Below are 12,909 nucleotides of genomic sequence, written 5' to 3' on the forward strand. Positions count from 1 at the left end.
CTGTCTGATTTTACCCCCGTATGTCCGCCTCCCCTGAAGGGCACAAGCATCTGCTGGAAAGCCTCAATCCCGAACAGCGCGCTGCGGTGACACTGCCGCACGAATCTGCGCTGATTCTGGCAGGCGCCGGCTCGGGCAAGACGCGGGTGTTGACCACACGCATCGTGTGGCTGATCCAGACCGGCCAGGTGTCGCCGCACGGCATCCTCGCGGTGACCTTCACCAACAAGGCGGCGAAGGAAATGCTCACCCGCATCTCGGCCATGCTGCCGATCAATACACGCGGCATGTGGGTCGGCACCTTCCACGGGCTGGCCAACCGGCTGCTGCGCACGCACTGGCGCGAGGCGGGGCTGCCGCAGTCGTTCCAGATCCTGGACAGTTCGGACCAGCTGTCGGCGATCAAGCGATTGATGAAGGCGATGAACGTCGACACCGAGAAATACGAGCCGAAAAAAGTGCAGTGGTTCATCAACAGCCACAAGGAAGCCGGCCGGCGCGCACGCGACGCCGAGGCCTTCGACGAATACTCGATACGGATGGCCGAGCTGTTCGAGGCCTACGACGCGCAATGCCAGCGCGAGGGCGTGGCGGATTTTCCCGAGCTGCTGCTGCGTTCCTATGAGCTCCTGTACCGCAACGAGCCGCTGCGCCAGCATTACCGCGACCGTTTCAAGCACATCCTGATCGACGAATTCCAGGACACCAACACGCTGCAGTACCGCTGGCTGAAGCTGTTCGCCGGCCCGCACACCGCCTTGTTCGCGGTCGGTGACGACGACCAGTCGATCTACGCCTTTCGCGGCGCCAACACCGCCAACATGGCCGAGTTCGAGCGTGAGTTCGCGCACGGCAACGTCATCAAGCTGGAGCAGAACTACCGCAGCCACGGCCACATCCTCACCGCCGCCAACACACTGATCTCGCAGAACGCCCACCGCCTCGGCAAGAACCTGTGGACCGCGGAAGGCGAGGGTGAGCCGATTCGCATCTTCGAGGCTTACTCCGACCAGGACGAGGCGAGTTTCGTGGTCGACGAGGTGAAGGCGCTCAATCGCGAGGGGGTGGCGCTGTCAGACATGGCGCTGCTGTATCGTTCCAACGCGCAGTCACGGGTACTGGAACACGCGCTGTTTTCCGCCCACGTGCCGTATCGCGTGTACGGCGGCCTGCGCTTTTTCGAGCGCCAGGAAATCAAGCACGCGCTGGCCTACCTGCGTCTCCTGACCAACCCGGAAGACGACGGCGCCTTCCTGCGCGTGGTCAACTTTCCCGCACGCGGCATCGGCGCACGCACGCTGGAACAGCTCGCCGACCACGCCGCGCGTTCGGGCAGCAGCCTGTGGCAGGCTGCGTGCACCAGCAGCGGCAAGGTCGCCGGCTTCGCCAAGCTGATCGAGGAGATCAAGCAGGCCACCGCCGATCTGCCGCTGGCCGAGGTGATCGACCATGTCATCGAGGCCAGCGGCCTGGCGGATTACTACCGTGCCGACAAGGACGGCGCCGATCGCCTGGAAAACCTCAACGAACTGATCAACGCCGCTGCATTGTTTTCGGAAGAAGGCGGGCTTTCGGATGTGCCCGAAGCAACACCGGACGGTTCTGTTCCAACCGAGGCGCCGTCCGAACTGGATCGTTTTCTCGCCCACGCCGCGCTGGAAGCCGGAGAACACCAGGCCGGCGCCGGGCACGACGCGCTGCAGCTGATGACGGTCCATGCCGCCAAGGGACTGGAATTCCACGCGGTGTTCATCACCGGGCTGGAGGAAAGCCTGTTTCCGCACGAGCAGAGCGCCCATGAGGAGAACGGCCTGGAAGAGGAACGGCGGCTGATGTACGTAGCGATCACCCGCGCGCGGCGGCGTCTGTACCTGTCGCACGCGCAGTCGCGCATGCTGCATGGGCAGATCCGCTACAGCCTGCCGTCGCGTTTTCTCGACGAACTGCCGGAACAGGTCTTGCTCAACCTCAACCGCCGCGATTCCGCCTATCCGTCAGGCGTCCAGCAGACCACCGGTCGCTATGGCACGCCAGCCCCGGGCAACGACACCGGCTACAAGGTGGGGCAAAGCGTCGCCCACGCCAAATTCGGTACCGGCATCATCATCGATTTCGAAGGGCGCGGCGCGGACGCACGGGTACAGGTGAAATTTCGCGACGCCGGGACGAAGTGGCTCGCGTTGGCCTACGCCAAACTGTCGCCTGCCTGAACCGGTGCGGTATCGTCTGCCCATACCGCGAAAATCGCCTGGTACGAGGCATACAGCGAACCGAACAGCACCGGCATTGCAACCAGCAGGCCGAGCAGCAGCGGCACCAGCGCGGCGATGAACAGCAGCAGGCCGAGCGCGATGCTGTTGGTCAGCATCGCCAGCCAGTTGCGGGCAACGGCCTTGAGGCTCACGCCCAGCGCGGTGGCCGGGCGGGCGCCACCGAACAGGATCAGCGCGGGAGCGAACCAGGTGGCCATGATCAGCGGGACAAACAGCGCCATGCCGACCAGCACGGCAGGCAGCGCCTGATTCATCATGGCCTGCATCTCGGCCGGCGAGGCCTTGCCGCCTTTGGCGGTGTCCATCACGGTCTGCGGGTCGAAGCCCATGGCAAGCATGATCTGGCCGATCACCAGCGCACCCAGCAGCTGCACTGCACCAACCGTCATCAGCGGAATCACCGGTCCGCGCACCCCCGCCAGGAAATGCGGCAACTCGAGTTCCTTGCTCCGATCGAGTGCGCGATACGCCGCCATGAAGCCTGCCACCATCAAGGGCGAGGCCAGATCCGACAGCGAACCGCCCACCAGCGGGATGAGGCCGAGCCCCATGATCGCGCCGAACATCAAGCCGAACGCGGCCGACAACAACAGGGGGTTTTTTCGGTACAGGCGGAAGCCCGCGACCACCCACTGGAAACCCTGGCTGGCCGCGACCTTGCGCGGGACGTCTTGATCGGAAGCAGTATTCATGCGGCCGATTTTAACCGACGCCGCATGCAAAGATTCAGAACGCCGTGATCACCATTCCTTGATCACCCACATCGGCGGCCGCATCCCGGAATCGAGGCTGTCCTGGCGAGCAAACTGGCCGTCGCCCTTTTCATCGATGAGGTAATACGGCTTGCCGACCTTGGGAATGACTTTCAGCATATAAAGCTTGCCGTGGGCGCGATATTCGATCACGCGCCCACCCTGGCTGCTCGGCTTGATGGTCACGGGTGGCGCATCGCCGGGGCCCGGTGGGCCGTCGGGGACGGGCGTGAGCCCGGGCGGCCGGTCGGACGGGCCGGCGGCGACGGCCAGGCCGCTCAACAGCAGGGTCAACAACAAAACGGAATAACGCATGGCAGGCTCCGGAATCAAGGCAAACAGAATGGATTTAAAACGAACGGGCACATCAATTACAGATTGAACTGGATATCGCGCTCGGCCAACGACGGGATGAAGCCGCGTTTTTCATAGTGGCCGAAAATGGCGTCGACCACCTGTTCGGGGTCGTCGATGACATGCATCAGGTCGACATCCTCCGGGGAAATCATGCCTTCTTCCACCAGCCGGCCTTTCACCCAGTCGACCAGCCCCGCCCAGAACTTCGAACCCACCAGGATGATGGGAATGCGCGCGATCTTGCCGGTCTGCACCAGCGTGAGCGCCTCGCTCAGTTCATCCAGCGTGCCATAACCACCCGGCATGACGACATAGGCGGCGGCGAACTTGACGAACATGACCTTGCGCGCGAAAAAATGCTGAAAGGTCTGGCTGATGTCCTGGTAGGTGTTCGCACTCTGTTCGTGCGGCAGCTGGATATTGAGGCCGACGCTGGGCGACTTGCCGAAGTAGGCTCCCTTGTTGGCGGCTTCCATGATGCCGGGGCCGCCACCGGAAATGACCGAGAAGCCGGCGTCGGACAGCTTGCGCGCGATGACTTCGGTCAACATGTAATACGCGTGGTCGGGCGGCGTGCGGGCGCTGCCGAAAATCGACACGGCCGGGCGGATGAACGCCAGCCGTTCGGTCGCCTCGACGAACTCTGCCATAATTCCCAGCATCCGCCATGACTCGCGTGCCGAGTAGTCGATCTCGGCGGTGCGCCCCGGGTCAGCGGCGGCGGGCAATTTTTCCAAGTGCATTTTCGAGCGCCTCGTGAACGATTCTAATGTAAGCCAGCCAAGAAAAATCCTGCTGTTGGTGGACGGCTCGTCCTACCTGTATCGCGCATTCCACGCGCTGCCCGACCTGCGCAACTCGGCAGGCGAGCCGACCAATGCGATCAAGGGCGTGCTCTCCATGCTGCACAAGCTGCGGAAGGACCATGCGGCCGATTATATCGCCTGCGTGTTCGACGCGAAGGGCAAGACCTTCCGCGACGAGCTGTATCCGGCCTACAAGGAGCATCGCCCGCCCATGCCGGACGACCTGCGCAGCCAGATCGAACCGCTGCACGAAGCGATCCGCGCCGAAGGCTGGCCGCTTGTCGTCATCGACGGCGTCGAGGCCGACGACGTGATCGGCACGCTGGTGCATCACGCCGAGCGGAAGGGGATCCACAGCATCGTTTCCACCGGCGACAAGGACATGGCCCAGCTGGTCGACGACCATGTGACGCTGGTCAACACCATGAGCGCCGAGACGCTCGACGAGGCCGGTGTCGCCGCCAAGTTCGGCGTGCCGCCCGAGCGCATCATCGATTACCTCACGCTGGTCGGCGACGCGGTCGACAACGTGCCCGGCGTCGCCAAATGTGGCCCCAAGACCGCGGTGAAATGGCTGACCGAATACGGCACGCTCGACAACCTGATGGCGCACGCCGACGAGATCAAGGGCGTAGTCGGCGACAACCTGCGCGCCGCCCGCGACTGGCTGCCGCAGGCACGCGTGCTGATCACGATCAAGACCGACGTCGACCTGCCTTTCGATTTCGACGATCTCGTCCTGAAACCGCGCGATACCGGCGTGCTGCGGCCGCTGTTCGAGCGCTACGAGTTCCGGACCTGGTTGCGCGAACTCGACGCCGCTGCGACGGCGAACCCCGATATCCCCGAACAGGACAGCAGCGGCAACCACCGCGCCCACTACGAAACCCTCCTCACAGACGCTCAACTCGACGCCTGGATCGCCAAGCTGAGTTCGGCGCCGACGTTTGCGCTCGACACCGAGACCACCAGCCTCGATGCCATGCAGGCCGAACTGGTCGGCATCTCGTTCGCCACGGCACATGGCGAGGCGGCCTACCTGCCGCTGGCACACCACTACGCCGGCGCGCCCGCGCAACTGAATCGCGACGCCGTCCTGGCCAAGCTGAAACCCTTGCTGGAAAACCGTGAACCGAAAATCATCGGCCAGCATCTCAAGTACGACCGTCACGTGTTTGCCAACGTCGGCATCGTGCTCGGCGGCGTGATCGACGATACGCTGCTGCAGTCCTATGTGATCGAAGCCCATCAGTCGCACGAGCTCGGCAACCTGGCGTCACGTCACCTCGGACTGGAAACGATCAGCTATGACGACGTCACCGGCAAGGGTGCGGCGCGCATCGGCTTCGAACAAGTGGCCATCGAACGTGCCAGCGAATACGCCGCAGAGGATGCCGACGTCACGCTGCGCGTGCGCGATGCATTGGCGCCGCAGATCGAGGCGTCCGACAAGCTGGAATTCGTCTACCGTCACATCGAGTTGCCGGTGGCGGAAATCCTGTTCCGCATGGAGCGCACCGGCGTGCTGATCGACCGCACCCTGCTCGCCGCCCAGAGCGGCGAACTCGGCCGCAAGATGCTGGAGCTGGAGCAGCGCGCCTACCAGGAGGCCGGCCAGCCGTTCAACCTCGGTTCGCCCAAGCAGATCGGTGACATCCTGTTCACGCAAAAAGGCCTGCCGGTCGTTAAGAAAACGCCCAGCGGCGCGCCCTCCACCGACGAGGAAACCCTGGAGCAGCTCGCGCTCGACCACCCCATCGCACGCGCGATCCTCGACTATCGGGGCATGGCCAAGCTGAAGTCGACCTACACCGACAAACTGCCGCAGATGATCGATGCACGCACCGGACGCGTGCATACCAGCTATTCGCAGGCCACTGCGGTGACCGGCCGGCTGGCGAGTTCCGACCCCAACCTGCAGAACATTCCCGCGCGCACCGCCGAGGGCCGCCGCATCCGCGAGGCCTTCATCGCGCCGCCCGGACACGTGCTGGTGTCCGCCGACTATTCGCAGATCGAGTTGCGCATCATGGCGCACCTCTCCGGCGACGCCGGCCTGCTGACCGCCTTCGCCGAGGACCGCGACATCCACACCGCCACCGCCGCCGAAGTCTTCGGCGTACCGCTCGACGACGTCAGTGCCGACCAGCGGCGCATGGCCAAGGTCATCAACTTCGGGCTCATCTATGGCATGTCGGCATTCGGTCTGGCCAGCCAGCTCAACCTCGAGCGTGCCGCCGCCCAGACCTACATCGACCGCTACTTCGCGCGCTACCCCGGGGTGGCCGATTACATGCAGCGCACGCGCGAGACCGCGCGCAGCCAGGGCTACGTCGAGACCGTGTTCGGACGTCGGCTGTACCTGCCGGAGATCAACGCGAAGAACCCGGCGCGCCGCCAGGGCGCCGAACGCGCCGCCATCAACGCACCGATGCAGGGCACCGCCGCCGACCTCATCAAGCTGGCGATGATCGCGGTACAGAATCACCTCGACAGACAGGGCATGCAAACCAAGCTGATCATGCAAGTGCATGATGAACTGATTCTCGAAGTGCCGGAGGCGGAACGCAACGCGATCTGCGAAGTGCTCCCAGCGCTCATGTGCGGCGTTGCCCAGCTCAAGGTCGTGCTCGATGCCAAGCTGGGCGTCGGTCCCAACTGGGAACGCGCCCATTGACGCGGATGCCTTTCGCGGATGGCTCGATCCTTGTGGCCTCCGGGCGCATTAACCTGTCGATGCCACTCGGATACCATTGATCGCCATGGGTAAATGCAGCCCTCTCCTTTTTGTCTCCCACGGGCGAGCCGGTGCGACAGTCCGCAGCGCGCTCGTGGCCCTGTTCATGGCGTTCGGCACGCCGTCGTCGAGCGCCGATCAGGGCGTCTACCGCCTGGGGGTGCTGCCCCTGCAGAGCCCGAACAAGCTGGCCGTCATGTTCCTGCCTTTGGCGGAAGCCCTGAGCGAGCGCCTGGGACGACCGGTGCAATTCGTCACCGCCCCCAGTTTTTCCGCCTTCATGACCCGGGTCTCGGAAAAAAACTACGACATTCTCTATCTGAATCCTCTGCTGTGTTCGCGCGCCTTGGCGCATGGCTACCATGTGGTTGCCAAGGTAGGCGGGGAGCCCTTCACCGGCATTCTCGTCGTGCGCCGGGACAGCCCGCTCAAGGAGCTGGACCCGGCCCAGTTGCCGCCCCGACTCCGCATCGGCTTTCCCGACCCCGGCGCCTACGCGGCCACGGTCATGACCCGACGCTATCTGTCCCGACTGGGAATCGACGTGGATCGAAGGTTCCAGGTCAAATACTTCGGCTCCCAGGATTCCGCCCTGATGGCGCTGTACTCGGGCCTGGTGGATATGGCCGGCACCTGGAAGCCTTCCCTGCGTTCCATGCCCAAGGACGTGCGCAACGATTTGCGGGTGATCGCTGAAACGCCCCCGGAACCGCAGATGCCCATCGCGGTGCGCAACGACATGCCGCCGGCCGATACCGAAGCCATCGTGGCGGTGCTGACCGAACTGGATCAAACGCCTCGCGGTCAGGCCATCCTGGGCGGCATGGCGCTGCCCCAGGGATTCGTGGCCGCCAACGACCGGGAATATGAAAAGGTCGGCGAAGAATGAGTGCCGTGGCGCCCCCCGGTCTTGCCGCGCCGCTCGCGGGCAGCGCGCCATTACGCACGGCCTTGTTCCAGACGCTCCGCTTTCGCCTGATCCTGTCGGTGGCGCTGGTGCACGTGGTCCTGATGGGCATCTTCGCCGCCGCCGCGGTCCATGAGCAGTCTGACCGCATCGAGCTTGAACTCCTGAACCGGAGCCGCGCCCTGATCTCCATGACCGCCGTGGCCTCCACCAATACCGTGCTGACCGAAGACCTGGGCGCCCTGGCGGAAATCATCCAGAAGGTGGAACGCCAGCCCGATGTGGCGTATTGCGAAATCGCCGATTCGCGCGGCTATATCCTCGGCACCACGTTGCCGGACCGGTTGGGCAAACGCCTCCCGCCGCGGATCGACCAGTCCGACAGTTTTCCCCTGGCGCCCGGCGACCACACGCTCGACCTGCGGGAAGCCATCCAGATCGAAGGCCAGACGGTCGGCACCGTAACGCTCGGCTTGTCCACGGCCCGCATGGATTCGGCCATGCGCAAGACCTGGCTGGACGGATCCCTGTTCATCCTGCTGGCGCTGGTCGTGGGCAGCTTCGCCGCCTGGCTCCTGTCCCTGGCCACCACCCGGAAGCTGCATGACATGGTCGAGGCCACCGCCCGGATCGGCAAGGGCGACCTGGATGTCCAACTGCCCATCACGTCGCGCGACGAGGTGGGCATGCTCGCCATTGCCTTCAACCACATGGTGGCCTCCCTCAAGCAGGCGTCGGAAGATGCGCTGCGGGAACACCGGCAGCGTACCCAGGCGGAGCGCCTCGCCTGCGTGGGGGAGATGTCCGCCAGCATCGCCCACGAAATCCGCAATCCCCTGTCGGCTGTGATCAATTCAGTCAACCTGCTGAGCGGCGACACGCTACAGGGCGAAGACCGGTCGCAGGTGATCGGCATTCTGAACAACGAGTCCCATCGCCTGAACCGCATCCTCAGCGACTTTCTCGATTTCGCCAAGATCCGCGAATCCCAGCCGGCGCAAGGCAATCTGGCGGCGTTGATCGAGGAGATTGCGAGCATGCTGCGCCAGGACCTGCCGCCCGGAAAAAACATCCGGGTAGCCGTGACATGCCCACCCGACGCCTGCCTGGCCGTGTTCGACCACGACCAGATTCGCCAGGTTGTATGGAACCTGGCCTTGAATGCCGTCCAGGCGATGGGGGACGATGGTCTGCTGTCCTTCCGGACCGTCCGGCGGGGCGGCAAGATCGTTGTGACCGTGGCCGACACCGGCTGCGGCATCCAACCGGATTTCATCAAGGACATGACCAAGCCCTTCGTCACCGGGCGCCGGGACGGTACCGGCCTGGGCCTGGCCATCGTCCAGCGCATCCTGGTCCAGCACCGTTCCCAGCTTTCGGTTTCCAGCGAACTGGGCGTTGGCAGCGAGATCAGTTTTGAATTGGACAGCGGCGGATAACCATGGCGACCATCCTCATCGTCGACGACGAATTCTCCATACGCAAAACCCTGGGGCTGCTGCTCAAAGGCGACGGCCACGTCGCCCTTGAAGCCGCCAATCTCGCAGAGGCTCGGGCCCAGTTGGACCGCCATATCGTGGACCTGGTCATCACCGACATGCGGATCGGGCCGGAAGACGGCCTGTCCCTGCTGGCATATCTCAAGGAGATCGCCTATCCGGCGGAAAGCATCATGATGACCGCCTACGCTTCCATCGAATCCGCGGTGGAGGCCATGCGCCTGGGCGCCTACGACTACCTGACCAAGCCGATCAACCCGGACGAGCTGCGGCTGCGCATCCGCAAGGTGCTGGAACGCAGTTCGCTGCGCGAGGAAGTCACCCGGCTGCGGGGCGAGTTGCTGGGCCGCGACCGGCTCGGCCACATCGTTGCCCGCAGTGCGCGCATGGCCAGCATCCTGGAGATCGTGGAACGCATCCGGGACCGGGAGCTGCCGGTGCTCATCACCGGGGAAACCGGCACCGGCAAGGAAGTCCTGGCGGGCGCCCTCCACAGCATCAGCAACCGCAGCAAAGGCCCTTTCGTGGCCATCAACTGCTGCACCCTGCCCGAGGACCTGCTGGACTCGGAGCTGTTCGGCCATATCAAGGGCTCGTTCACCAGCGCCACCAGCAACCGCAAGGGCCTGTTCCAGCAGGCCCACGGCGGCACCCTGTTCCTGGACGAGATCGGCGACATCAGCCCGCGCCTGCAGGCCAAGCTGTTGCGCGTCCTGCAGGAAGGCGAGGTGCGGCCGGTGGGCGGCGAAACCTCGGTCAAGGTGGATGTCCGCATCATCGCCGCCACCAACCGGGACCTCGAACACATGGCGGCGGAGAATACCTTCCGCAGCGATCTGCTGTTCCGCCTCGACGTACTGCGCATCGACATTCCGCCGCTGCGGGAACGGCAGGAGGACATCCTGCCGCTGGCGGAACATTTCCTGGATATGGAGCGGCAGCGTCTCAAGCATGCCGAGCTGGGCCTGAGCCCGGCGGCGAAGCAAAAGCTGCTCGCCTATGACTGGCCGGGCAATGTGCGGGAATTGAAGAACGTCATCGAACGAAGCTTCGCCCTGTACTCGGGGCCCGTGCTGGGCGCGGACGAGGTTGCCATCACCATGCATGCGCCGAAGCCCGTCGCCGACAAGCGGAAGACCCTGGCCGAGATCGAGGCGGACTACATCCGGGAGACCCTGGATGCCTGCCAGGGCAACCAGGTGGCCGCCGCCCGCCGCCTGGACATCAGCCGCTCGACCCTGCGCCGCAAATTGCAGGACATGGGCGTGCTGGCCGTGGCCGATTCCGATCCAGCCCTGTAGCGTAATGATTCACGGCAATGGCCGGCGCGGTTGCCGGTTTTTTGCCAAGCCCTTGAAACGGCGTCGATAAAGCAGCCTGGCACAGCCGTTGCTCAACGTAGTGGCAAACACCTTCGCACGGTGTTTCCAAAAACCACTACGGAGCAACAGGATGGAGCTATTCAAGAAGACCCTCAGTCCGGTGGCCGCCATGGCCATCATCGCAGTACTGAACATTTTCCTCTTCCAGATCGTGGGCGCTTGGACCGTGGGCGGCGGCGAAACCATGATGACCGGTCTCATCGCCCAGATGGTCATGGGTGATTCCCTCTCCCGCATCCCGTTCTGGAATGTCGCCTTTCCGCCCGACCCGGGCTACTGGAAGATCTACATCAGCCTGGGCATGTTGTTCGGCGCGGTGGTCGGCGCCGTCCTCAGCAAGGAATTCAACTGGCACATGCCGCACCGCCTGTCCGAGTGGGTGATGATCACCATCGGCGGGCTGCTCATGGGCATCGGCATCCGCCTGGCCTTCGTCTGCAACGTGAGCACCTTCTATGGCCTCACCCCGGAAATGAATCTGGGGGGGTATCTGGCCATCAGCGGGATCCTGGCCGGAGCCTGGGTAGGCACCTGGATCTACAAGAAAAGCCTGGAGGGATGACACGATGAACAACGTCATTGCCCAATGCCTCACTGCGTTCGTCTTCGGCTCCGTCGTCGGGCTGCTGGTGCAGCGCTCGCGTTACTGCAACGTGGCGGCCCTGCGGGACGCCATGCTGTTCAAGACCTATCGCAATACCAAAGCACTGCTGGTCGCCATGATGATCCTCACCATGGGATTCACCGCCTTCATCACCGTGGGTGCGGGCAAACCCCTGCACTTCGACGTCGGCCTGAACACCTTCGTCGGATTGTTCCTGTTCGGAATCGGCATGGTGCTGGCCGGCGCATGCACGGTCTCCACCTGGGTCAAGGCCGGAGAGGGCAACGTCGGGGCCATCTGGGCCCTGCTGTTCACCTTCATCGGCATGTTCCTGTTCTCTCTGTTGTGGTCCTTCACCTACTGGCCGCCGGCGCCAAGCACCATGACCGGGAATTTCAACCTGGCAGGCCTCCAGCTCGGCTTCGCCAACGCCGCGACCCTGCAGGAAAAGACCAAGATCCCGGCAGTCGTCTTCGGCGCCATTCAAACGCTGGTTCTGTACGGTCTCTACCGGGCGATCCTGCGCCGGGAGCGCGCCGGTGCCGGCGCCCAAGCCCACAGCGAATCCGCCGCCTGCAACGCCTGGGCCGACAACGACAAGGCCGTGCCGCAAGGCGCCGCCCGGGTGACGGCCGAACAATCCACCTAAGCACATTCAGATCAGGAGACACCCACGATGGGACTTTTCAGCAAGAAGAACGACTCGACCGCCCACGCCGCCCCGACGGCAACCGTCACGCTGCCGGATGGAACGTCGGTCACCGTCGCGCAGCAAATCAACTGCCTCGGGGATTCCTGTCCGCGTCCGCAGCTCATGACCAAGAAGGCCCTGACAGGCGCGGCGTCAGGCGACGTGGTCGAGGTCATGATCGACAACCCGACCTCCATGGAGGCCATCCCACCCATGATGAAGGACCTGGCCAGCACGCACCTCGCCACGGTCCGTGCCGATCGCTACTGGCGCGTGCTTGTCCGCAAGAACTGAAGGAGCGCGCCATGTCATTCGGAAAGATACAGATGGCGCTATTCGCCGCCGTCGCGGCAGCCGTCACGGTAGGCAGCTTTGCCTACATTTTCATCGCCCGTCCCGCCTATCTGCATGCCACGCGGGACGGCGTGCCCTATCTCACGCCCCCCGTCATCAACCCGGTCGACGGCACGCCCCTGGATGTGGGCATGCTGGTACGCCATTTCACTGGAAAGGACGGCAGCCATGACGCTGGATCTTGAAACCATCGCGCAGATCGTCATGTTTTTCGTGGCTTTCTATCTCATCTACTTGTGCCTGACCCAGGACGTATTCTGAGGAGATACCCGTGAAAAAAGACATCCTGGTGTTCTGGACCGCCGCCCTGGGAACCACCCTGGGGCTGTGCGCAATCCTGTTCCCCTACGCCGCGGTGCCCGCCGCAACCCTGTCCAAGGCGCAGACGCCCCAGCCCATGGAAAACATGGCGGACCTCGACCTCGGCAAGGACTACGGCACCGTCTCGGTTACCGATCTCGTGGGCTACTACCTCGAGAATCCCCCTGCCCCCAAATCCGCGGCAGCCCAGGCTGAAGCGCCCCATCGTTTCGGGGGCTGTTGAAGG

General features: G+C 64.0%; 13 protein-coding genes. 10 read left to right on the forward strand and 3 right to left on the reverse strand.

Annotation, left to right across the window (positions count from 1 at the left end; translation table 11 throughout):
- The first annotated feature begins 20 nt into the window (after positions 1 to 20).
- Positions 21 to 2,210, forward strand: coding sequence for a UvrD-helicase domain-containing protein (locus ABT23_RS01545; RefSeq protein WP_296630172.1), 2,190 nt, complete (start codon positions 21 to 23; stop codon positions 2,208 to 2,210).
- Here ABT23_RS01545 and ABT23_RS01550 read toward each other — a convergent pair.
- From ABT23_RS01550 to ABT23_RS01560, 3 genes are read right to left on the reverse strand one after another with little or no spacing between them, the layout of a single operon-like run.
- Positions 2,186 to 2,965: a BPSS1780 family membrane protein gene (locus ABT23_RS01550; protein WP_296630176.1), complete on the reverse strand. Its 780-nt coding sequence runs from the start codon at positions 2,963 to 2,965 to the stop codon at positions 2,186 to 2,188. The two genes, ABT23_RS01545 and ABT23_RS01550, sit on opposite strands and share 25 nt — an antisense overlap.
- Positions 2,966 to 3,013: 48 nt before the next feature.
- Positions 3,014 to 3,340 (reverse strand): DUF2782 domain-containing protein, encoded by a 327-nt coding sequence (locus ABT23_RS01555; protein ID WP_296630179.1) that lies wholly within the window; start codon positions 3,338 to 3,340, stop codon positions 3,014 to 3,016.
- 56 nt (positions 3,341 to 3,396) lie between these two features.
- A complete protein-coding gene (locus ABT23_RS01560) occupies positions 3,397 to 4,125 on the reverse strand; it encodes a TIGR00730 family Rossman fold protein (protein ID WP_296630182.1) in 729 nt (242 codons plus the stop codon).
- Between the two features lie 13 nt (positions 4,126 to 4,138).
- Here ABT23_RS01560 and polA point away from each other — a divergent pair, with 13 nt between their 5' ends.
- The 9 genes from polA to ABT23_RS01605 all read left to right on the forward strand — a co-directional run bounded on the left by polA (position 4,139) and on the right by ABT23_RS01605 (position 12,906).
- Complete coding sequence (gene polA, locus ABT23_RS01565; protein ID WP_296630184.1) at positions 4,139 to 6,865, forward strand: DNA polymerase I; 2,727 nt, start codon at positions 4,139 to 4,141, stop codon at positions 6,863 to 6,865.
- A 154-nt stretch (positions 6,866 to 7,019) separates the two neighbouring features.
- Entirely contained in the window at positions 7,020 to 7,814 is a 795-nt protein-coding gene (locus ABT23_RS01570) for a phosphate/phosphite/phosphonate ABC transporter substrate-binding protein (RefSeq protein ID WP_296630187.1), read from the forward strand.
- Positions 7,811 to 9,271 (forward strand): ATP-binding protein, encoded by a 1,461-nt coding sequence (locus ABT23_RS01575; RefSeq protein ID WP_296630190.1) that lies wholly within the window; start codon positions 7,811 to 7,813, stop codon positions 9,269 to 9,271. The genes ABT23_RS01570 and ABT23_RS01575 overlap by 4 nt, the downstream gene beginning before the upstream one ends.
- 2 nt (positions 9,272 to 9,273) lie before the next feature.
- On the forward strand, positions 9,274 to 10,632 hold the full coding sequence (locus ABT23_RS01580; protein ID WP_296630192.1) for a sigma-54 dependent transcriptional regulator: 1,359 nt from the start codon (positions 9,274 to 9,276) through the stop codon (positions 10,630 to 10,632).
- Between the two features lie 151 nt (positions 10,633 to 10,783).
- Positions 10,784 to 11,275 (forward strand): YeeE/YedE thiosulfate transporter family protein, encoded by a 492-nt coding sequence (locus ABT23_RS01585; protein WP_296630195.1) that lies wholly within the window; start codon positions 10,784 to 10,786, stop codon positions 11,273 to 11,275.
- A 4-nt stretch (positions 11,276 to 11,279) separates the two neighbouring features.
- Entirely contained in the window at positions 11,280 to 11,966 is a 687-nt protein-coding gene (locus tag ABT23_RS01590) for a YeeE/YedE thiosulfate transporter family protein (RefSeq protein WP_296630197.1), read from the forward strand.
- Positions 11,967 to 11,993: 27 nt separating this feature from the next.
- Positions 11,994 to 12,302, forward strand: a complete 309-nt coding sequence (locus tag ABT23_RS01595) for a sulfurtransferase TusA family protein (protein ID WP_296630201.1) — start codon at positions 11,994 to 11,996, stop codon at positions 12,300 to 12,302.
- Between the two features lie 11 nt (positions 12,303 to 12,313).
- Positions 12,314 to 12,547 (forward strand): hypothetical protein, encoded by a 234-nt coding sequence (locus tag ABT23_RS01600; protein WP_296630204.1) that lies wholly within the window; start codon positions 12,314 to 12,316, stop codon positions 12,545 to 12,547.
- Positions 12,548 to 12,633: 86 nt separating this feature from the next.
- Positions 12,634 to 12,906, forward strand: coding sequence for a hypothetical protein (locus ABT23_RS01605; RefSeq protein WP_296630206.1), 273 nt, complete (start codon positions 12,634 to 12,636; stop codon positions 12,904 to 12,906).
- The last annotated feature ends 3 nt before the right edge of the window (positions 12,907 to 12,909 follow it).

This window comes from Thiobacillus sp. SCN 63-57 (assembly GCF_001725555.1).
Taxonomy (GTDB): domain Bacteria; phylum Pseudomonadota; class Gammaproteobacteria; order Burkholderiales; family Thiobacillaceae; genus Thiobacillus.